The organism is Armatimonadota bacterium, from assembly GCA_031459855.1.
Taxonomy (GTDB): Bacteria; Sysuimicrobiota; Sysuimicrobiia; order Sysuimicrobiales; family Humicultoraceae; genus Fervidifonticultor; species Fervidifonticultor primus.
In genome coordinates, this window is sequence record JAVKHP010000001.1 from 2,362,185 (window position 1) to 2,382,280 (window position 20,096).

Annotated in this window: 19 protein-coding genes and 3 tRNA genes; 17 read left to right on the forward strand and 5 right to left on the reverse strand. The window is 71.7% G+C overall.

Going from position 1 to position 20,096, the window contains the following annotated elements:
- The first annotated feature begins 100 nt into the window (after positions 1-100).
- Positions 101-739 (forward strand): RNA polymerase sporulation sigma factor SigH, encoded by a 639-nt coding sequence (gene sigH / locus QN157_10815; GenBank protein ID MDR7556085.1) that lies wholly within the window; start codon positions 101-103, stop codon positions 737-739.
- A 171-nt stretch (positions 740-910) separates the two neighbouring features.
- Here sigH and moaA read toward each other — a convergent pair whose 3' ends face one another.
- Positions 911-1,888 carry a GTP 3',8-cyclase MoaA gene (gene moaA, locus QN157_10820; GenBank protein ID MDR7556086.1) on the reverse strand — a complete coding sequence of 326 codons (978 nt, stop codon included), beginning with the start codon at positions 1,886-1,888 and terminating at the stop codon, positions 911-913.
- A gap of 177 nt (positions 1,889-2,065) precedes the next feature.
- Positions 2,066-2,896, reverse strand: a complete 831-nt coding sequence (locus QN157_10825) for a cyclase family protein (protein MDR7556087.1) — start codon at positions 2,894-2,896, stop codon at positions 2,066-2,068.
- Between the two features lie 347 nt (positions 2,897-3,243).
- Between QN157_10825 and QN157_10830 the strand changes: the two genes are divergently transcribed.
- On the forward strand, positions 3,244-3,804 hold the full coding sequence (locus QN157_10830) for a hypothetical protein (protein ID MDR7556088.1): 561 nt from the start codon (positions 3,244-3,246) through the stop codon (positions 3,802-3,804).
- Between the two features lie 47 nt (positions 3,805-3,851).
- A complete protein-coding gene (locus QN157_10835; GenBank protein MDR7556089.1) occupies positions 3,852-4,268 on the forward strand; it encodes a cupredoxin domain-containing protein in 417 nt (138 codons plus the stop codon).
- Between the two features lie 153 nt (positions 4,269-4,421).
- Here QN157_10835 and QN157_10840 read toward each other — a convergent pair.
- Positions 4,422-4,498, reverse strand: a tRNA-Thr gene (locus tag QN157_10840).
- A gap of 31 nt (positions 4,499-4,529) precedes the next feature.
- Entirely contained in the window at positions 4,530-4,922 is a 393-nt protein-coding gene (locus QN157_10845; GenBank protein ID MDR7556090.1) for a hypothetical protein, read from the reverse strand.
- A gap of 160 nt (positions 4,923-5,082) precedes the next feature.
- Here QN157_10845 and QN157_10850 point away from each other — a divergent pair.
- From QN157_10850 to QN157_10860, 3 genes are all read left to right on the forward strand, one after another.
- Positions 5,083-5,169: transfer RNA gene (locus tag QN157_10850), tRNA-Tyr, on the forward strand.
- A 19-nt stretch (positions 5,170-5,188) separates the two neighbouring features.
- Positions 5,189-5,262 (forward strand) — tRNA-Gly (locus QN157_10855).
- A gap of 716 nt (positions 5,263-5,978) precedes the next feature.
- Entirely contained in the window at positions 5,979-6,725 is a 747-nt protein-coding gene (locus QN157_10860) for a copper resistance protein CopC (GenBank protein ID MDR7556091.1), read from the forward strand.
- A gap of 185 nt (positions 6,726-6,910) precedes the next feature.
- Here QN157_10860 and QN157_10865 read toward each other — a convergent pair whose 3' ends face one another.
- Complete coding sequence (locus QN157_10865; GenBank protein MDR7556092.1) at positions 6,911-7,462, reverse strand: hypothetical protein; 552 nt, start codon at positions 7,460-7,462, stop codon at positions 6,911-6,913.
- Between the two features lie 139 nt (positions 7,463-7,601).
- Here QN157_10865 and QN157_10870 point away from each other — a divergent pair, with 139 nt between their 5' ends.
- The 11 genes from QN157_10870 (at position 7,602) to QN157_10920 (ending at position 20,096) form a co-directional block, all read left to right on the forward strand.
- Positions 7,602-7,877, forward strand: a complete 276-nt coding sequence (locus QN157_10870) for an HU family DNA-binding protein (protein ID MDR7556093.1) — start codon at positions 7,602-7,604, stop codon at positions 7,875-7,877.
- Between the two features lie 223 nt (positions 7,878-8,100).
- A complete protein-coding gene (gene lysS, locus QN157_10875; GenBank protein MDR7556094.1) occupies positions 8,101-9,681 on the forward strand; it encodes a lysine--tRNA ligase in 1,581 nt (526 codons plus the stop codon).
- Positions 9,674-10,657, forward strand: a complete 984-nt coding sequence (locus tag QN157_10880; GenBank protein MDR7556095.1) for a D-2-hydroxyacid dehydrogenase — start codon at positions 9,674-9,676, stop codon at positions 10,655-10,657. The genes lysS and QN157_10880 overlap by 8 nt, the downstream gene beginning before the upstream one ends.
- Positions 10,658-10,707: 50 nt before the next feature.
- Positions 10,708-12,801, forward strand: a complete 2,094-nt coding sequence (gene fusA / locus QN157_10885; GenBank protein ID MDR7556096.1) for an elongation factor G — start codon at positions 10,708-10,710, stop codon at positions 12,799-12,801.
- A 27-nt stretch (positions 12,802-12,828) separates the two neighbouring features.
- Positions 12,829-14,598 carry a DNA primase gene (dnaG, locus tag QN157_10890; GenBank protein ID MDR7556097.1) on the forward strand — a complete coding sequence of 590 codons (1,770 nt, stop codon included), beginning with the start codon at positions 12,829-12,831 and terminating at the stop codon, positions 14,596-14,598.
- 31 nt (positions 14,599-14,629) lie between these two features.
- Entirely contained in the window at positions 14,630-15,730 is a 1,101-nt protein-coding gene (gene rpoD / locus QN157_10895) for an RNA polymerase sigma factor RpoD (protein ID MDR7556098.1), read from the forward strand.
- A 111-nt stretch (positions 15,731-15,841) separates the two neighbouring features.
- Complete coding sequence (gene ahcY / locus QN157_10900; protein MDR7556099.1) at positions 15,842-17,107, forward strand: adenosylhomocysteinase; 1,266 nt, start codon at positions 15,842-15,844, stop codon at positions 17,105-17,107.
- A gap of 62 nt (positions 17,108-17,169) precedes the next feature.
- Positions 17,170-17,985 carry a ComF family protein gene (locus tag QN157_10905; protein MDR7556100.1) on the forward strand — a complete coding sequence of 272 codons (816 nt, stop codon included), beginning with the start codon at positions 17,170-17,172 and terminating at the stop codon, positions 17,983-17,985.
- A 4-nt stretch (positions 17,986-17,989) separates the two neighbouring features.
- Positions 17,990-18,748, forward strand: coding sequence for a type II CAAX endopeptidase family protein (locus tag QN157_10910; GenBank protein ID MDR7556101.1), 759 nt, complete (start codon positions 17,990-17,992; stop codon positions 18,746-18,748).
- Between the two features lie 226 nt (positions 18,749-18,974).
- The gene (locus QN157_10915) at positions 18,975-19,391 is read left to right on the forward strand and encodes a hypothetical protein (protein MDR7556102.1); all 417 of its coding nucleotides are present in this window, start codon (positions 18,975-18,977) and stop codon (positions 19,389-19,391) included.
- Positions 19,392-19,466: 75 nt separating this feature from the next.
- Entirely contained in the window at positions 19,467-20,096 is a 630-nt protein-coding gene (locus tag QN157_10920; GenBank protein ID MDR7556103.1) for a DUF5819 family protein, read from the forward strand.

Sequence of the window (20,096 nt, forward strand, 5' to 3'; positions counted from 1 at the left end):
GGTTTCTATAATGAGGGCCAGCGTGATGCGCGGTCGCAGCGGTTCGTCGGTACTCACGAAGCCCACGTCACCTGCTGGGTTCCACCGGAGGGGGTAGCCGGTGGCCCTCGCGCGACGGGAAAGCCCCAGCTACCAGGACCTCGCGGACGAAGATCTCGTAGACTACGCCAAGAGCGGCGACGACCGCGCCGCGGAGTTCCTGATCGGCAAGTACCGCAACTTCGTCCGCGTCAAGGCCAAGGCCTACTTCCTCATCGGCGCCGACCGCGAGGACATCATCCAGGAGGGGATGATCGGCCTCTACAAGGCGATCCGCGACTTCCGGCGCGACAAGCTGTCGTCGTTCCGGGCGTTCGCCGAGCTGTGCATCACCCGGCAGATCATCACGGCCATCAAGACCGCCACCCGGCAGAAGCACATCCCCCTGAACTCGTACATCTCGCTCAACAAGCCCATCTACGACGAGGACTCGGACCGCACGCTCCTGGACGTCATCAGCAGCATCAAGGTCTCGGATCCCGAGGAGCTGGTCATCAACCAGGAAGCCTCGGCCACCATGCGCGAGCGCATTCGCAAGAACCTCAGCGAGCTGGAGTGCAAGGTGCTGACGGCCTACCTGGAGGGGAAGTCCTACCAGGAGATGGCCAACGAGCTCAACCGGCACGTGAAGTCCATCGACAACGCCCTCCAGCGCGTCAAGCGCAAGCTCGAGCGCAACCTCGAGGGCGAGGAACCCTGACGTCTACCGCGTCGTCTGTCCCCGCTGCGCGCACGTCTTCCTGCTAGTCGTCCCGGACACAGACGACCAGGTGACCTGTCCGCGCTGCCACGCGCAGGTCGAGCCTGACGACATCGAGCTGCTGGATCCCGAAGACGACTAGGACCGGGGCGGCCGCCGCCTCCTCGGAGGTCAGCCGCCGATCTGGATCATGACGCGCTCCCGCGGGTACAGCCGCTCGGCCAGCGCGTGGCCGAACGGCCGCCGGTAGGCCGCCGCGGCGAAGAGCGCCTTCATCTCGTCCCGGGAGGCCCCCGCGCGCAGCGGCGTGAGCAGGTCAACCTCGGCGTCACGGAGCAGGCACAACCGCAACCGGCCGTCGGCGGTGAGGCGGATGCGGCCGCAGCTGGCGCAGAAGGGCTGGGTGACGGGGCTGATGAAGCCCAGGTCGCCCAGCGCCCCGCGCAGGCGGTAGGTCCGGGCAGGGCTCGTCCCCGACAGGTCCACCGGGTCCAGCGGCCCCAACGCCGCCTCGATGCGCGCCATCGTCTCCTCGGAGGTCACGATGCCGGCGTTGGCCACGTCGGCGACCTCCCCGAAGGGCATCACTTCGATGAAGCGCACCTCCCAGGCATGCTCCAGCGTCAGCGCCGCCAGCGCGACCACGTCGTCGTCGTTGAAGCCGCGCACCACCACGGCGTTGAGCTTGATCGGCCGCAGGCCGGCCGCCTCCGCCGCCGCGATGCCGGCCAGCACCCGGTCGACGTGTCCGCCCCGCGTGATGCGCCGGAACTTCTCGGGGTGCAAGGTGTCGAGGCTCACGTTGACCCGCGTCAACCCGGCCGCCGCCAGCGGGCGGGCCAGCGTCTCCAGCAGCACGCCGTTGGTGGTCATGGCGATGTCGACAAGGCCGGGGATGCGCGCGATGCGGGCCACCAGCGGCACGATCCCTGCGCGGACGGTCGGCTCGCCGCCGGTGAGCCGGACCTTGGAGACGCCCAGCTCCGCGGCCAGTTCGATCAGCAGGACCGCCTCGTCGTCCTGGAGGAGGTCGGCCGGCGGGCGGAAGACGATGCCCTCCTCCGGCATGCAGTAGACGCACCGCAGGTTGCAGCGGTCCGTCAGCGACACGCGGAGATCGGTCAGGGGCCGACCGTACTGGTCGCGCATGGTCGCTCCTATGGTACCACACAGGGCAGGCGCGGGGGACGGCGGTGCCGTCCCCCGCGCCTGTGCGGCCCGGCGTGCGCGCCTACCAGACGCACCGGCGTGCCCACGCCGTGCCTGCCGCCGGGCTCGCCGACGACGGTGCCGTCTCCGCACGCAGGGGCGGCCCGGTCTGCGCGCCTACCAGAGCGCGACCACTCGCGCCGGCCCACCCGACCCATCGGCGACCTTTGGGGCGCCCACGAAGACCGTGGCACCGGCCGGCGGGATCCTGGCCAGGTTGGCCAGGTTCTCCAGCCCCCAGCGGTTCGCCGGCAGCCAGGTGGTGTGGACCTTGAAGTCCTTCGAGGGGCCGTGGTCCAGGCTAAGCGTGTCCACGCCGATGCCCACCACGTCGCGCTCCGCCAGCAGAAACTCCACGGCGTCGGGGTGGAACCCCGGGAAGTGCATCACGCCCGAGGCGTCAGGGTTCCGGAAGGCCTGCGCGCTACCCACCCGGCTCTCCCAGCCGCTGTGCATGAACACCGCGGCGCCGCGGGGCAGCCGGCCGTAGCGGCGTTCCCAGCGCCGGATGTCGTCGGCCGTCACGCGCGTGTCGTGGTCCCGGGCCGCCCGCTCGTGGATGTGGATGACCGCCACGGGAGCGATCAGCGTGGCGGCGGGGAGCTCGTGCACCTTGAGGGCACGCTCGCCGAAGTGCGCCGGCGCGTCCATGTGGGTGCCGATGTGCTCGAAGTACGACACGTTGAGGGCGTAGTAGCCGTCCTTCTTCCACGAGACCGCCACGTCGGACTTGAAGACGGGCTGGCCGGAGAACGACGGGAACGTGGGCTTGAGCGTGTGCGTGAGGTCCTGCACGCGCGAGGCCCGCCGCATCGGCGCGGCGAGGACCTCGGGAGCGCCGACCAGGCGGGTGGCGGCGGCGGTGACGGCGGCAGTACCGGCCAGGCGGAGGAGATCACGGCGGCGGATCTCGCGGCGCACGGCCTCCATGACCACGGGCGCACACATCTTCCCTCACCTCCCAGGCGTGGGATGGACTTGCCGTGCTATTGGCAGGTGAGAACGGAAACCCTGCTGGGGTGGGGCCTGCGCCAGCGCCGGCGGCTGGCGATGTTGCCTTCGATCTGGGGTGCTGGGAGTTGGGACGATGCCGCGCCTCCGGGGTTCGCCCGGGACGGGGCGAGCATTTTCGTTGGCGAACGAGGGTTCTACTAGACATTCAACACACAGCATGCTAGCGTGTGTACATTTCTTGCCTGGCGTCACCGATCACCGGGGGGTGAGCAATGGTTCGCGAGCCTAGTGGAGCGCAGGGACGAACAGTATTCACGAGATCCACAGCGGTCTCTATCTGCGTGGGCATCATGCTGGCGGTGCTCTTGACCATGGTCGGCAGCCTGTCGTCAGCAGGAGCGCAGAGCACCCTGGCACCCGATGTCGTCACCAAACTCTCACAGGCTCGGGTGGCGACGGCCAAGTACGCCACCGATCTCGAGCGGGCCAAAGCCGACGGGTACATGATCATCACGCCGATGATCCCCAACATGGGATACCACTTCCTGAATCCGAAGATCGACGGGTTCGAGATCACGAAGCCCCCCATCCTGGTGTACGTGCGCAAGGGCGATGCCTGGCAGCTCGTCGCCATTGAATGGGCTTGGCCCAAGCGGCCCGCGACGCCGCCCCTCAAGGGCGCCCGATACGGATCCTTCGGCGCGGCCTGTCACTACAGAGACGGATCGTTCGTGGAAGCCAACGCCGAGGCCAAGTGCGCCAAGAGCCATCCCAAGACCGGTGCGGTGTTCACCCTGTGGCATCCAGCGCTTGTCACGCTCCACCTGTGGATCTGGTATCCGAACCCCAATGGCGTCTTCGGTGAGTTCAATCCGATGCTGACGCCCTTCAACAAGGATTGACCGGGCAACGGCGGGAGGACCGGAGCCGGTTCTCCTCTCTCCCCGCCGTGTCCCGGCTCAAGAAGCGCTCCACCCTACTGCTCGCCGTGGCTGCCGCGCTGGCGCTGCCCGTGCTCGCCGGCGCTCAGATCCCACGGCCGGCAGCCGTTGAGGTGGACATGGGCGAGTTCACCTTCCGCCCCAGCGTGATCCGCCTCCAGGCCGGCCGACCGGCTGCGCTGATCCTGCGCAACCGCGGCCAGATCGCCCACCAACTCGAGACGGACTACCTGCGCACGGTGGCCATCCGGCTCGTGAGCGCCGTGTTGGACGTAGAGATGCCCGGAGTCGACGTGGTCAGGCTGGAGCCGGGCGGATCAGCGCGCCTGGAGTTCCTCCCGCGCCAAAAGGGGCGCTTCGCTTTCGCGTGTACGATCGAGGGACACCGTGAGGCCGGGATGCACGGCGTGCTGGAGGTCCGGTAGCGGCCCGGGAGGCGTCACATCGACGAGGCTCGCCTGACGCCCCCGGCGCGGACCCAGTCGTCCGGCCGGGCCTTCCAGTCCGGCGTCTTTCGGACGGACTCAAGCCGGACGGGCACCGATGGCGGAAACCCGCGTCAGATCTGGGCTTGTGCCTGGAGCCGCCGACCGGAGTCGAACCGGTAACCCCCGCATTACAAGTGCGGTGCTCTGCCGGGTTGAGCTACGGCGGCCCGCCACCCGAGGAATTATACCACGCTGGCCTCAGTAGACGTTGTGGCGCGCGACGCGGAACTCGAGCAGGTCCTCGTTGGCCTTGAAGCCGCAGTAGAGCCACACGATGGGCGCCAGCAGGCCGCCGCTGACGAAGGCGATGGTCAGCAGGATCGTTGCATGGACCCACAGGCCCACCAGCAGGTACCAGACGGGGCCCAGGATCAGGGCCAGGACGTTCAGCTGCAGGCGCCGGGGGTAGGGACGGTAGTAGAGGTCGGCAGGGGACGTGCGCTGGGGGAGGGGAAGGCCGACCTCGATGTCGAGAATGCGATTGACCACGGCCATGACGCGATTCCACGTCGGCCGCGCGAAGTGACGGAAGGCGGCCAGGACCACCGCCACCGCGACGACGGTCACCAGCAGTGTCGTTGCAGGTGTCACACCCTCACCTCGTTCGGACGGACGCCAGCTCGCGCGTCCGTGGAGATCTTCGGCGCGCCGGCCCGGGCCCCTGCCGACCGCGGTCGGTGCCGTGAGGCCAGCCCACCTGGCGCCGTTGACGCTTGGAACGCGCCGTTCCTATAATCCTCATGGATGCTGTGGGCGGGTACCCAAGTGGACAAAGGGGGCTGACTGTAGATCAGCTGCGCGACGCGCTTCGGAGGTTCGAATCCTTCCCCGCCCACCAGCCTCGCGTTTCCTGCTCTGCGGGAGTAGCTCAATGGTAGAGCTCCAGCCTTCCAAGCTGGCGGTGCGGGTTCGATTCCCGTCTCCCGCTCCACGGTCCAGTTCGTGCACCAACCCCTCGCCCTGTCCGCGGGCCTGACGCGCTCTGGTCGCCGCACCCGAGGGCGGCGGACAGCACGCCACCCGGGGTGGGTGGGAGTGATAGGTGTCCCGGCGACGCAGCGCGCGTGGCGTGGGTGTGCGGGTGCGATGCTGGCCCGGCGTGGCCTCGCTCTCGCGCTGGCGTGCAATCTGTACGCCCTGGTGGTGTTTTCGGCCGCGCACGTGCACGGCCTGTCGGATTCCCACGACGGGCACCACGCGGGACACTATCTGCTCGAGCGGCAGGCGCACGCCGGATTTCTGGCGGCGCCGCTCATCTTCCTGGCGGTCACCGTTCTGGTGTACCGGCGGTGGCGGCCGACGCGTCGGATGTCGGCCCCTCCGTGCGCGCGTCACCCGTACGCGTGCCGCGCGCCACCGGTCGGAGAGACCCCTCCCAGGCAGCCAGGGTGGGCGATGCCGCCGGGCACGTAGGCGGCACGCAGTTCCACGCGCGCTGGCACCCATGCGCGACCGGCCGCGATCTGCCGGCTACAAGCCGCGGTCTGCCCAAGAGCCGGTTTGTCCGGCGGCGGCGGCCGGCCTCCAGGCTTGCGAGGGCCCTGACGGCCGCCACGTCTGCAGCGGCGGTCTGTGCGCCGGCGCAGGCCGGGCCAGCGGGCGCGGTATGGCACGAGATCTGCGGAAATTGCCAAGGAGGACGACGTGATGCGCAACGACAGGAGAGTTTGGAGCGTGCTGGCCGCAGCCGTGGCGGTGCTCCTCTGGCCCGGCCACGCTGCCGGCCATGCGAAGCTGCTGCGCGCCGACCCGCAGCCGGGCAGCACCGTGACGGCACCGCCCGCACACGTGCGCCTGGTGTTCGCGCTGAGCCCCGGCGAGGAGCTGGACGTGCAACGCAGCCGGATCAGCGTGTGGAGTAGCGCGGGGCGGCGTGTCGACGACGGGAAGGGCGGCGTGGACCTCGACGACCTGGACCGCCGGACCCTGGTGGCACGGTTGCTGGCCATCGGTCCGGGCACCTACACCGTGCGGTGGCAAGCGGTGTCGGCGCCCGACCTGGGCGTCGCCCAGGGCACCTACACGTTCACCGTGGCGGCGGCGGGCGCCAGGGCGCTGCCGCCGTTGCGGATCGTGTATCCCAGGAACGGCGCGGTCGTGGCCAACCCGGTGACCGTGGTCTTCGAGACGCCCGCGGACCTCTCGAAAATGACCGTGCGGCACGGGACGGATATGCACGGGTCCACGACCGCTATGCCGCACCTGCACATCGAGCTCGACCGTCGGCAGGACATGCCGATGCTCAAGCACCTGGTGCGGGTCGGCCCCCAGCGCTACCGGTACGTGCTGGGGACGGTGGCGCCCGGACGACACGTGCTTAGGATCTCCTGGGCGGACGCCCAGCACCGCACGATCAAGGAGACCGTCCGCACCGTGACGTTCACGGTGCGGTAGCGGGCTGCGCGATTGGGGCAGCGCGGGCGGGGCCGGGCCGCCGGCCCGGCCCCGCCCGTCTGTCGCGCCCGGGACACGCGCCCGGCGGAGCCCGTGCGGTCGTTGACGCCGGGACGGGGGGCCGTGCGCCGCGAGGGCGGTCAGCTGCCGGTGGCGATACGCGGCATGGCCCGGGCCGACGACGCCTAACGCGCCTTGAGCGTGGTGGCCACCACCTGCGCGGGCACAGGACGGGGCAGGCGCGCTGATGTGCGCGGTGCGTACACGCCGATCGTGGCGGCCACGAGCCCGGACGGCGAGGGTTGGATGTCGACCGAGAGCCCGTGCGGGTCCCACAGTAGCTCGGTCTGCATGCCCGCCGAGTAGAGCCCGAAGGTCCGCAGGATGCCCAGCAGCAGCCCGCCGACCTTGTGCCCGCCCGGCTCCGTAGTGAAGCGTTCGTCGTCGGTCAGCGCGAACACCACGACACCCGGGGAGTGCAGGTTCAGCCTGGTCCACCGGTCGAAGACGCACACGCCCACGCCGCGCTCGGGGTTGCAGAACCCGCGGCCCAGCGCGCCCTCGTAGGCCTCGACCGTGCCGAAGCCGGTCATGATCTCCCGGGCGCGTTCCAGGGGCATGCCCAGCTCGATGGGCCCGATGGCCTTGCCCGGAAGGATGCTGGAGGGCTGCGCGGCCGCCGGCGCGAGGAGGACTGCCAGGAGCAGGAGCGGGACCGTGAGGCGAACGCGATGCATGGTGCACCCCTCCTTGCAGGGCGGTTGCCCCGGTGTTCTCCACCGGGCGTGGCGATGCCTGCAGGAGTCGGCGAAGCCGTGGAGAACCGAACCGGCCGTCGGGCCGTACGCGGGAGCCGGATGCGTGGGGGGGTGGGGCATGAACAAGGAGGAACTGGTCGAGCGGGTCGCCGAGCAGACCGGCGCCACCAAGAAGGACGTCGCGACCATCCTCAACGCTGCCCTCGACCTGATGGCGGCCGAGCTGCGGCGGGGCGCGAAGGTCACGCTGGTCGGCTTCGGCACGTTCACGGTCCGCACGCGCAGGGCGCGCGAGGGCCGCAACCCCCAGACCGGCGCCCGCATCCACATCCCTGCCAGGAACGTGCCGGCGTTCACGCCGGGGAAGGACCTCAAGGCCAGGGTCAACGGGTAGGGGCGCCCCATCCCCTCGGCGAGCGCGTGGCGCCCCATCGGGGCGCGCGACACCTGTTCAGGCCGAGGCGGGGACGACCCCGGCCCGCGGCCTGAAGGAACCGCCTCCGCACGGCACGAACACCGTACCCGGCGTCCGGCGTTTCTCCGGTATCCACCCTCCCCTGATCAGGTCGTGGAGTGCGACCGGGCCCGGCTGCCCGCCGGGGAGGAAGAGGCGCGCGGTGTGGGTTGACCTGCTGGCCGACGAGATCCTGAAGGCGCGCCCCGAGGCGGCGCACGTCGTCAACGACGCCAAGAGCCCGTCGGGGCGTGTCCACGTTGGGTCGCTGCGCGGCGTGATCCTGCACGACTGCCTGGCCAGGGCGTTGCGCGAGCGCGGCCGCGCCGTCGAGTTCCTCTACGGCTACGACGACTACGATCCGCTCGATACCGTGCCCGCGGGGCAGGAGGCGCTGGCGCCCCACCTGGGCCGGCCGCTGTGCGACGTGCCCTCGCCCGACCCGACGGCAGCGCCCAACTTTGCCCGGTACTACGCCGACGAGTTCACGGCGGCGTTCACGCGGCTGGGGGCGACTCCCCGGGTGTACTGGACCAGCGAGCTGTACCGCAGCGGCGCGTTCGACGACGCGATCCGCACGGCCCTGGACCGCGCCCAGGAGATCATCGAGCTCGACCGGGCCATCAGCGGCAGCCGCAAGGCCGAGCGCCACCCCGTCCAGGTGATCTGCGACGCCTGTGGCCGCATCGGCACCACGGTGGTCGCGGCGTGGGACGGGCGCGAGGTGGCGTACGAGTGTCGCCTCGACAAGGTCACGTGGGCCACCGGGTGCGGCCACCGCGGTCGCCGCTCGCCGTTTGGTGGGGGCAGCAAGCTGCAGTACGTCACGGAGTGGGCGGCCAAGTGGGTCGTGCTGGGCGTCACCGTCGAGGCCGCCGGGAAGGACCACATGACGCGCGGGGGCAGCTACGACCGTGCCGCCGCCATCGTGCAGGCCATCTACGGCGGCCGGCCGCCCTTCTCGTTCGGGTACGAGTTCTTCCTGGTCGGCGGCCGGAAGATGCGGTCGAGCGCGGGGGTCGGGACCCCGGCGGCCGAGTTCGCGGCACTGCTGCGCCCCGACCTGGCGCGCTTTGCCATCGTGCGGCCCCACTACCGGCAGCACGTGGACTTCGATCCCGGCGGCGAGACCATCCCGGCCCTGTACGACGAGTTCGACCGGGCGGCGGCGGCCTACGTCGGCCGGCTCGACGACCCGGACCTGGCGCGGTCGTTCCACTACGCGCGGGTGGACGGCGCGCCGCCCGCCGACGCCTACCGCCCGCGGTTCCTGCGCGTGGCCCATCTGTGCCAGATGCCCGGCGTCGACGTCGCGGCGGCGGTCGCGCGGGAGAAGGGCAGCGCGCTCACGGAGGCCGATCGCCACGAGCTGGAGCTCCGGGTGGCGGACGCGCGCCGGTGGCTGCGCACGTACGCGCCCGAGGCCCACCGCTTCGAGGTGCAGCCCACCCTGCCGCCGGCGGCGCGCACGCTCACCGAGGACCAGCGGCGGTTCCTGGCAGCGCTGATTCCCGCGGTGGAGCAGGCGCAAGACGGGCAGGCCCTCCACGCGGCCATCCACGCCCTCAAGGCGCAGCTGGGGCTGACGCCCAAGGCCGCGTTCGGTGCCATCTACCTGGCGTTCCTGGGCAGGGACTCGGGGCCCCAGGCCGGCTGGTTCCTGGCCGCCCTGGACCGAGCGTTCGTCGTCCAGCGGCTCCGCGAGGCCGCGGGCGGGGTGGAGGCCGAGCAGCGGCATGGATGAGCCCCGGGCGACCGGCGGGTCGCGCGACGAGGTGGTGGTCCTGGTGCTGGTCCCCGTGGCCGAGCGCCATGTGGAGATGATCCGGGCCGTGGACCCCCGCGTGCGCGTGCTGTGCACCACCGACCGGGCGCGGGCGCAGCAGCTCGCGCCCCAGGCCGAGGTCATCGTGGGCTGGCAGATCCCCGAGCCGGTGCGGACCGCGGCCCGGCGGTTGCGCTGGGTGCACGCCGCGGCCGCAGGCGTGGACGGGCTCCTGTTTCCGGAGGTGCTGGCCGGCCAGGTGGTGCTCACCAGCAGCGTCGGCGCTCACACGGTGGCGCTGCCCGAGCACGTCATGGCCGTGATCCTGCTGTTCAGCCGGCGGCTGCACGTGGCGCTGCGCAACCAGCAGGCGCGGCGCTGGGACCGCCAGGCGGTGGTGGGCGAGGAGCTGGCGGGCAAGGTGCTGGGCATCCTGGGCCTGGGCGCCATCGGCTCGGCGCTGGCGGCCCGTGCGGCGGCGTTCGAGATGCGGGTGATCGGGACCAAGCGCACGCCGGCTCCGGTGCCCCACGTGGCGGAGGTCTACGGGCCCGAGGGGACCGACGACGTGCTGCGGGCGGCCGACTACGCGGTGATCCTGCTGCCGCTGACGGCCGAGACGCGGGGGCTCATCGACGCCCGGCGTCTGCGCCTGATGAAACGCACCGCAGTGCTGGTCAACGTCGGGCGCGGGCCGATCGTGCAGGAGGCCGCGTTGATCGAAGCGTTGCGGGAGGGCTGGATCGCCGGCGCCGCGCTGGACGTGTTCGAGCGCGAGCCGCTGCCGGCGGACAGCCCACTGTGGGGGCTGGAGAACGTGGTGATCACGCCCCACGTCTCCGGCGCCTCTCCCAGCTACTTCGACCGCGTGATACCGTTGTTCTGCGAGAACCTTCGCCGCTATCTGGCCGGCGCGCCGCTGGTCAACCGCGTGGACCCGGCGCGCGGGTATTGAGCCAAGCGGCGTGCGGAGGGTCCGAGAGCCAGAGTGAGGAGGAGCGAGCGTTGAAGCGCTACAGTGCGGACCGCATTCGGACCGTGGCGGTCGTCGGCCACGGCGGCACCGGGAAGACCACGCTCGTCGAGGCGATGCTCTTCCAGGCCGGCGCCATCGACCGGATGGGCCGGGTGGACGACGGCACGACCACGACGGACTTCGACCCGGAGGAGATCCGCCGCAAGCACACCATCTACGCCGCCATTGCGCCGCTGGAGTGGGCCGACAGCAAGCTGAACCTGCTGGACGCCCCAGGCTATCCCGACTTCATCGGTGAGGTCGTCGGCGCGTTGCGCGTGGCGGACGCAGCGCTGGTGGTCGTCGACGCCTCCGCCGGGGTCCAGGTGCAGACCGAGGCGTGCTGGGCGCTGGCGGAGAGGCGCGGCCTACCCCGCCTGGTGGTGGTGAACCGGCTGGACCGCGAGAACGCCAGCTTCGCGCGCGCCCTGGAGTCGCTGCGGGCGCGCTTCGGCGCGCGGGTGGTGCCGGTCCAGCTGCCGGTGGGTGCCGAGGCCGGCGTGCGCGGTGTGGTGGACCTGGCGACGATGACGGCCCACGTGATGGTCGACGGGCAGGAGCGCGTCGACGAGGTACCGGCCGACCTGCGCGAGGCCGCCGCCGCCGCCCGCGATGCGCTGGTGGAAGCCGCGGCCGAGAGCGAGGACGCGCTGGTCGAGCGCTACCTGGAGGCCGGGACCCTGACCGACGAGGAGCTGACCCGGGGCCTGCTGGCGGGCGTGCGGACGGGCAGGATCGTGCCGGTGCTGGCCGCGGCGGGCGCGCGCAGGGTGGGGGTCGCGCAGCTGCTGAGCGCGATGGTGCGCCTGCTGCCGTCCGCGGCCGCCACCCGCGTCGTCGGGCGGCATCCCCGCAGCGACGACGAGGTGGTGTTGGAGGGCAACGAGCAGGGGCCGCTGGCGGCCCTGGTGTTCAAGACCATGGCCGACCCCTACGTCGGCCGGCTGTCGTACTTCCGGGTCTACAGCGGCGTGCTGGCGTCCGACTCGCAGGTGCTGAACGCCACCCGCGACAAGCTCGAGCGGATCGGGCAGCTCTACCAGGTCCGGGGCAAGCACCAGGAGGCGACGGCCCAGGTTCCTGCCGGCGACCTCGGCGCCGTGGCCAAGCTCGCCGAGACCATGACCGGCGACACGCTGTGCGCGCGCGACCACCCCGTGCGCCTGGCGCCCATCGAGTTCCCCGCGCCGGCCATCGCCATGGCGATCGAGCCCAAGAGCAAGGCCGACGAGGACAAGATGGGGGCAGCGCTGCACCGCCTCGCCGAGGAGGACCCGACGTTCCACGTGCACCGCGACGCCGAGCTGAAGCAGACCGTGATTTCCGGGATGGGCGAGTCGCACCTGGAGATCATGGCCGACCGCCTGCGCCGCAAGTTCGGCGTGGACGTGACGCTGCGGCCGCCCCGTGTGCCGTACCGGGAGACGGTCCGCGGGAAGGCACAGGCCCAGGGGCGCTACGTCAAGCAGACCGGCGGGCGCGGGCAGTACGGTGTGTGCTTTATCGAGATCGAGCCGCTGCCGCGCGGGGCCGGGTTCGAGTTCGTGGACAAGATCTTCGGCGGGGCGATCCCCAACCAGTTCATCCCCAGCGTGGAGAAGGGCGTGCGCAAGGCGCTGGAGGAGGGAATCCTGGCGGGCTATCCGGTGGTGGACGTGCGCGTCACGCTGTTCGACGGGAAGTACCACGAGGTCGACTCGTCCGACATCGCCTTCCAGCTGGCAGGCGCCCTGGCCGTGAAGGAGGCGGCCACGCAGGCAGGGCTGATCCTGCTGGAGCCGATTCTCGACCTGGCCGTGCGGGTGCCCGAGGAGCTCATGGGCGACATCATCGGCGACCTCAACGCCAAGCGCGCGCGCATCCAGGGCATGGAGCCCCAGGGGGACGGGACGACCGTGATCAAGGCGCAGGTCCCGCAGGCCGAGGTGCTGCGGTACGCGTCCGACCTGCGCTCGATCACCGGCGGCCGCGGCTCGTTCACGGCGACGTTCTCCCACTACGAACCGGTGCCGGCCCACATCGCCGAGCGGGTGGCGGCCGAGGCCAGGCGGCAGAAGGAAGAGGCGGAGAGCCACCGGGCATAGAAAGGCCCGGTGGGGCATGGGGAGGCCATGGGGCGGGGTCTGCTGACGCCAGAGGTCAAAGAGGAGATCCGCCGGCGGGTGGACCTCGTCGCGCTCGTCGCCCAGCACGCCGCGCTGAAGCGCGCCGGGCGGTACTACAAGGGCCTGTGTCCGTTCCACCAGGAGAAGACCCCGTCCTTCTACGTCGACCCGGACCGCGGCCTGTTCCACTGCTTCGGGTGCGGCGCCGGCGGCGACCTGTTCGACTTCGTGATGCGCACGGGCAACCTCTCGTTCCTGGAAGCCGCCGAGGAGCTGGCCCGGCGCGCCGGGGTACCCCTGGAGACCTCGCCGGACGCCGCGCGTCAGGCGTCCGAGCGCGAGCGGCTCTACCGTGCCCTGGACGCGGCGCGGGAGTACTACGAGACGCAGCTGCGGGGCAAGGATGGAGAGCGGGCACGGGCCTACCTGCGGCGGCGGGGGGTGGCGCCCGAGGTTGCCAGGCGGTTCCACCTGGGGTATGCCCCGCCGGGATGGGAACGCCTGCTGGCCGCGTTAGTACACAAGGGGTACGAGGCCGGGGTGCTGGAGCGCGCAGGCCTGGTGGCGGCCCGGCAGGGCGGCGGGCACTTCGACGTCTTTCGGGACCGGCTGATCTTCCCCATTGCCGACCTCCAGGAGCGCACCGTGGCCTTCGGCGGGCGTGCGCTCGACGACGCGCAGCCCGTCTACCTGAACTCGCGGGAGAGCCCGGTCTTCACCAAAGGCCGGGTGCTCTACGCCCTACCGGCGGCCCGTGACGCCATCCGTGACGCCGGGGAGGCGCTGGTGGTGGAGGGGTACATGGACGCCCTGGCCTGTCACCAGTACGGGTTCCGGCAGGCGGTCGCCTCGCTGGGGACGGCCCTGACCGCTGACCAGGTGGCGCTGCTGCGGCGGTTTGCGTCGCGGGTCGTCCTGGTCTACGACTCCGACCAGGCGGGCGAGGCCGCGGCCGAGCGGGGCCTGGCGATCTTCGAGGACGCCGACATAGCCGCCCGGGTCGTCGTGCTGCCCGAGGGCGAGGATCCTGACTCCTTCCTCCGGCGCGCGGGGCCTGAGGCGTTCGCGCGTCTGCTGGATGCCGCGCTGCCCATGTTCGACTACCGGGTGGAGCGGGCGCAGCGCCGCCACGACGTCAAGACCCGGGAAGGGAAGGTAGCCCTGGCCGACGAAGTGTTGACTGTTATTCAGGCCGTCAGGAACCCCGTCCGCCAGGCGGAGTACCTCCGCGCGCTGGCCGAGCGGTTCGACATTCCGGAGGACGCTCTGCGCCAGCGGTTGCGCGCGCGCGCGCGCCCCGGGCGGGCGGCCGCGGGCGGGGGCGGACACGAGGTGCTCCCGGGGCGGGACCGGGCACGGGAGCAAGCCGAGCGGCTGCTCCTGCACGTGATGGTGCAGGAGCCGGACCGGCGGCGCGCCGTGGCGCGCGCGCTCACCGCCGAGGCGTTCGCCACGCCGGCCCACCGCGCGCTGGCCGCTGCGCTGTTTGGGGCGCCCGAGGCGGATGCGGTCGCCCTCCGGGAGGCGCTGGACGACGAGGCCGCGGCGCTGCTGGCCCACCTGGCCCTGGCGCCGCCTCCGGTCACCGAACGGGACAAGGAGCGGGCCATCGCGGACGCGCTCCGCTACCTGACGCACGTCGAGCCGACGGCGGCCGAACGCCGGCGGCTGTGGGAGGCGCTGCAGGCCGCGCAGCGCAGCGGGAACGAGGAGGAGCTGCGCCGCCTCCAGGCGGCGTACGCACAGCTGATCGCGGCGTCGAAGCGTGGTTCGTAGCATGGCGACGCCCACCGGGACGAGTCGACGGATGCCGAAGAAGAAGGTCCAGGCCGCTCCGCAGCCTTCCGACGACCTCACGCCCGAACTGCGGGCGCTGGTGGAGGTCGGGCGCAAGCGCGGCTTCGTGACCCACGACGACATCCTGGAGCAGTTCCCCGACATCGAGCAGAACGTCGACCAGGTCGACCGGCTCTACACGGTGCTCGCCGAGCAGGGGATCGAGGTCGTCGAGGACGCCAAGGACGTCGAGGCCAAGCCCAAGGACGAGGACGAGGAGGCCGTGGCCGAGGCGGAAGGGGTGGCCATCGACGACCCCGTCCGCATGTACCTCAAGGAGATCGGCAAGGTGCCGCTGCTGACCCAGGCGCAGGAGGTGGCGCTGGCGCAGCGGATGGAGAAGGGCGACGAGGAGGCCAAGCGCAAGCTCATCGAGGCCAACCTGCGCCTGGTGGTTTCCATCGCCAAGAAGTACGTCGGCCGCGGCATGCTCTTCCTCGACCTGATCCAGGAGGGCAACCTGGGGCTGATTCGCGCCGTCGAGAAGTTCGACTGGCGCAAGGGGTACAAGTTCAGCACCTACGCCACCTGGTGGATCCGGCAGGCGATCACGCGGGCGCTCGCCGACCAGGCCCGGACCATTCGCATTCCGGTGCACATGGTCGAGACCATCAACAAGCTCGTGCGGGTCTCGCGCCAGCTGCTGCAGGAGCTGGGCCGGGAGCCCACCGCCGAGGAGATCGCCGAGGCCATGGGCCTGCCCGTGGAGCGCGTGCGCGAGATCAACAAGATCGCCCAGGAGCCCATCTCGCTGGAGACGCCCATCGGCGAGGAGGAGGACAGCCACCTGGGGGACTTCATCGAGGACCACGACGCGCTGGCCCCGGCGGAGGCCGCGTCCTTCACCATGCTCAAGGAGCAGCTGGAGAGCGTGCTGGAGACGCTGTCGCCCCGCGAGCGCAAGGTGCTCAAGCTGCGCTTTGGGCTCGACGACGGCCGGCCGCGCACCCTGGAGGAAGTGGGGCGCGAGTTCGGCGTCACCCGCGAGCGCATCCGGCAGATCGAGGCCAAGGCCCTGCGCAAGCTGCGCCACCCCACGCGCAGCAAGCGGCTCAAGGACTTCATCGAGTAGCCCGAGCCGCCCCCGCCCGATGCCGGGATCCCGCCACGGCGCGTCCTTGCCGTGGGCGCAGGGGTGCGGTACCGTGAACCGGGTCGACGCTCCACACCCGACGAGGAGCCTATGGCAGACCGTCCGTACGATGTGGCAGACCTGAACCTGGCCCCCGCGGGCCTGCGGCGCATCGCGTGGGCCGAGCGCGAGATGCCGGTGCTGCGGTTGCTGCGCGAGCGCTTCGCCCGTGAGCAGCCCCTGCGGGGCGTGCGCATCGCGGCCTGCCTCCACGTGACCACCGAGACCGCCAACCTCGTGCTCACGCTGCGGGCCGGGGGCGCCGACGTCCGGCTGTGTGCCAGCAACCCGCTGTCGACCCAGGACGACGTCGCCGCGGCCCTGGTGGCCGAGTACGGCGTTGCCGTCTACGCCGTCCGCGGGGAGGATCGCGACACCTACTACCGGCACATCCACGACGCCCTGGCCGGCGGCCCCCACCTGACGATGGACGACGGCGCCGACCTGGTCTCGACGCTCCACAGCCAGCGCACCGACCTGCTGCCAGGGGTCCGGGGCGGGACCGAGGAGACCACGACGGGCGTGATCCGCCTGCGGGCCATGGCCCGCGACGGCGCCCTGCGCTACCCGATCATTGCCGTCAACGACGCCAAGACCAAGCACCTCTTCGACAACCGGTACGGCACCGGCCAGTCCACCATCGACGGCCTGCTGCGCGCCACCAACGTGCTGCTGGCCGGCAAGACGTTTGTCGTCTGCGGCTACGGCGCGTGCGGCCGGGGGCTGGCGATGCGGGCGCGGGGCATGGGGGCCCGCGTGATCGTCACCGAGGTGTCGCCGCTGCACGCCCTGGAGGCCGTGATGGACGGCTACCAGGTGCTGCCCGCCGCCGAGGCCGCCCGGGTCGGCGAGATCTTCGTGACGGTCACCGGCAACCGCGGCGTGCTGCGGGGCGAGCACTTCGACGCGATGCGCGACGGGGCGATCCTGGCCAACAGCGGCCACTTCGACGTGGAGATCGACCTGCCGGCCCTGGCGGCACGGGCCACCAGCCGCCGGCGGGTGCGCGAGCACGTCGAGGAGTTCACCCTGCGCGACGGGCGGCGCCTGTACCTGCTGGCCGAGGGCCGGCTGCTGAACCTGGCCGCGGCCGAGGGGCACCCGGCTGCGGTCATGGACATGTCGTTCGCCAACCAGGCGCTGTCGGCCGCCTACCTGGCGGCGCAGGCCGCGCACCTCGAGCGGACCGTCTACCCGGTACCGGCCGAGATCGACGAGACGGTGGCACGGCTGAAGCTGCAGGCTCTGGGCGTGACGATCGACAGCCTCACCGACGAGCAGCGCGCGTACCTGGAGTCCTGGAAGGAAGGTACGTAGCGGTCTTTCCGTGATAGGGGGCGTGGTCCGGGCACCCCCGCACGGTCGCCCCCGCCCGGCCGATGCATGGGGTGTGGGCCGGGGTATGGGACCTCCTGTTTCCCCCGCGGTGCGCGGCCTGCGGCAGCCGCGAGGGAGTCTTCTGCGGCCGCTGCCAGGCCGAGCTGTGCCGGATTGCCCCGCCGGTATGCGTCCGCTGTGGCGACCCGCTGGCACCGGCCTCCGGGCGGCTGGTTGTGGACACGGCTGTTCGGGCGGTGCGCGCGGTCTCCCCTCACTGCGCGGCCTGCGCGGCTGCGCCGCCCGCCTACGCCGTGGCCCGCTCGCTGGCCGCCTACGCGGGCCCTCTGCGCGAGGCGATCCACGCGTTCAAGTACCAGGGCGCGCGTCGTGTGGCCGACGCGCTGGGCGCTCTGCTGGCCGACGCGATCCCGCCCGAGGTGGCCGATGGGGTCAAGGCGGTGGTGCCCGTCCCCCTCCATGCCAGCCGGCTGCGACAGCGCGGCTACAACCAGGCCGAGGCGCTGGCGCATCCCGTGGCCAGCCGGCTGGGCGTGCCGTGTCTCCCGGCCGCCCTGCGCCGCTGTCGGCAGGAGGCCCCGCAGGTGCGGTCTGGGGCTGCGGCCCGGCGGACCAACGTCGCAGGCGCATTCGCACCGGGCGCGCAGGCTGTGTGGGCCACGGTGCTCCTCGTCGACGACGTGTTCTCCACCGGCGCGACCGCCGACGCCTGCGCGCAGGCGCTCCGGGCTGGCGGTGCGCGGCGCGTGCACGTGCTGACGCTCGCCCGCGCGGTGCTCCGAGTGCAGGTGAGAGATCTGCGAGAGACGCACTTGGCGCACTGGACCACGGTGGCGATCACGCCTGGAGGAACGTGACGTCGTGGCAGGTGCTGGGTCGCACGCCGGTAGCCCCGGTCCCCTCCGGGCCGGGCTGTGCGCGGCGCTGCTCTGGCTGACGGTCGAAGCCGCCATCCGATGGACGGACGTGGCGATTGTGCGCTGGTGGGACGCCGTCAGCGCCCGGGCCACGCCGGGCACCGTCCTGTGGGTCAACGTCGTGCTCCTGATCCCGACCATGCTGGTGCTGGCGTGGCTGTTCGCACGCCGCGTCCGGCGCGAGGGTCTCACCCGGGCGGCGTTGGACTACCGTCCCTGGCGCGTTGGCATCTGGCCGGCGCTGGGCGCGGTGGTCGTCATCTTTGGCATGATCGAGGCCTTTGGTCCCTGGGAGGACGCGCTGTTTCGCGACGAGCGCCGGGAGCGCGCCTGGGAGGAAGCGCGCCGCGCCGCCGGGTGGCTCGTGGGGCTGGTGGCCGTTCCCGCCAACGGGCTCCTCGTGCCGGTGGTCGAAGAGTTCGCCTGGCGCGGGTACATCCAGACACGGATCCTCCTGGCGCTGGGCCGGCCGGCTGGCATCCTGACCACGGCCCTGCTGTTCGCGGCCAAGCACGTCGTCGTGGACCTTTCCCTCGATAGGGTCTTCACCCTGATGGGCGGTGCGCTGGTCCTCGGCGGCGTGGGCGCGCGGTGGGGCACGCAGGCGTCCACCGTCACCCACGTGGTCCTGAACGTCGTCGCCACGGCCGCCGAAACAGTGCTGGGCCCCCTGCTCGTGCAGCGTTCGACCGACGCCCCCTGACCATGCAGGGCTGCCAGCTGCGAACCCACGCCGCCGACCGCAACATCGCCGCACCTGCCGCAGGGAATTCACTGGATTGAGCCTGCCAAATGCGGGTCCACGCCGCTGACCGCCACACGGCGCAATTTTTCGACCGACGCCCCCTCACCACTCGGGCCGTCCGCTCCGATGGACTGAATGGGCGCGCACGGCAGTCGACACGGTGCCGCCCGGAGGAGGAGCAGGGATGCGGACGGTCAGCACGCTGCTCGTGCTGGTAGTGCTGGTGGCGGGGGTCGCGATCCGGGGCTCGATGGCCCGTCCGATCGCCGATCCCGGCGCCATGGTTCTGCGGTGTCAGGCGGAAGCGCGCGGGTCGGTCGAGTGCCGCCCGCTGGAGGGACCGCTCTCCGTCATGGTCGAGGAGGGGCCGGGGCTCGACGTCGGTGGGGACTACGGGGCGTTGGCGGCCGTCGACGGCGCAACCGCGGGGGACGCCTACGGCGATCCCGATCGCATTAGCGCCCGCGCCGTGTTGGCGTTTGCCAGAGACGTCTTCGACTTCGCGTTGCGCGCCTACGACTTCGCCACGCACTTTGGCATCATCGGAGGGATGCTGTTCGCGCCGCCGCTGGCTGTCGATCGGCTCTTCGACCCGCAATAGCTGGATGAGGCAGCCGGGGAGGGCGCACCCCTCCCCGGCGAGCTGACGACGGAGGAGCCGACAGTGCAGCGGGCGGTGGTGTGGGTCGCAATCCTGACCGCGGTCGCGCTGGTTGCGGGGTATCTGGTGAACACCGTGCTGTACCTGGCACCACCAAACCCCCTGAGTCTCCGGGCGCTCCCTGTGGTCCTGGCGCTGCAGCAGCCGTGGTTCTCCCAGAACTGGCACCTCTTCGCTCCCAGCCCGATCCGGTCCAACTTCCTCCTCACCGTGCGGTGCCGCGCCGGGGCGCAGATCACGCCCTGGCACGCGCCCGCGACGCCCTGGCTGGCCGTGCACCACCGCAGCCGGTTCACCCCGATGGGCAAGCTGCTGCGCCTGCCCATGAACGCCATGCTGCTGGTCCTGGGCCGGACCACCGACGACTGGCGCCAGCTGCTGTGCCGCAAGTCGCCGGATGCGGCCGCCTGCCGGGGCGCCGACCCGGGCATGCAGCGGCAGCGGGAGATCGGCCTGCTGGTGCTGCGCCGGCTCGCGTCGGCCGCCTGCGACCGCCTGGTGGGTCCGGGGCGGGTCGATGCGGTGCAGGCGCGCATCCTCATCCACGACCCGCCGCCCTGGTCGCGCAGGCATCTGCCGGCGGACGCCGGCACGACGCGCTACCTGCTGCTCCCGTGGATGCCCTACGCGGCCGTCGGCCGGTGA

What these genes read in the sequence shown, in the direction of transcription:
- moaA (MDR7556086.1), bottom strand. Translation starts at nt 1,888, where the DNA reads ATGCGCGACCAGTACGGTCGGCCCCTGACCGATCTCCGCGTGTCGCTG.
- QN157_10860 (MDR7556091.1), top strand. Translation starts at nt 5,979, where the DNA reads ATGCGCAACGACAGGAGAGTTTGGAGCGTGCTGGCCGCAGCCGTGGCG.
- QN157_10825 (MDR7556087.1), bottom strand. Translation starts at nt 2,896, where the DNA reads ATGTGTGCGCCCGTGGTCATGGAGGCCGTGCGCCGCGAGATCCGCCGC.
- QN157_10915 (MDR7556102.1), top strand. Translation starts at nt 18,975, where the DNA reads ATGCGGACGGTCAGCACGCTGCTCGTGCTGGTAGTGCTGGTGGCGGGG.
- QN157_10880 (MDR7556095.1), top strand. Translation starts at nt 9,674, where the DNA reads ATGGATGAGCCCCGGGCGACCGGCGGGTCGCGCGACGAGGTGGTGGTC.
- QN157_10865 (MDR7556092.1), bottom strand. Translation starts at nt 7,462, where the DNA reads ATGCATCGCGTTCGCCTCACGGTCCCGCTCCTGCTCCTGGCAGTCCTC.
- ahcY (MDR7556099.1), top strand. Translation starts at nt 15,842, where the DNA reads ATGGCAGACCGTCCGTACGATGTGGCAGACCTGAACCTGGCCCCCGCG.
- dnaG (MDR7556097.1), top strand. Translation starts at nt 12,829, where the DNA reads ATGGGGCGGGGTCTGCTGACGCCAGAGGTCAAAGAGGAGATCCGCCGG.
- rpoD (MDR7556098.1), top strand. Translation starts at nt 14,630, where the DNA reads ATGCCGAAGAAGAAGGTCCAGGCCGCTCCGCAGCCTTCCGACGACCTC.
- QN157_10870 (MDR7556093.1), top strand. Translation starts at nt 7,602, where the DNA reads ATGAACAAGGAGGAACTGGTCGAGCGGGTCGCCGAGCAGACCGGCGCC.
- QN157_10905 (MDR7556100.1), top strand. Translation starts at nt 17,170, where the DNA reads ATGCATGGGGTGTGGGCCGGGGTATGGGACCTCCTGTTTCCCCCGCGG.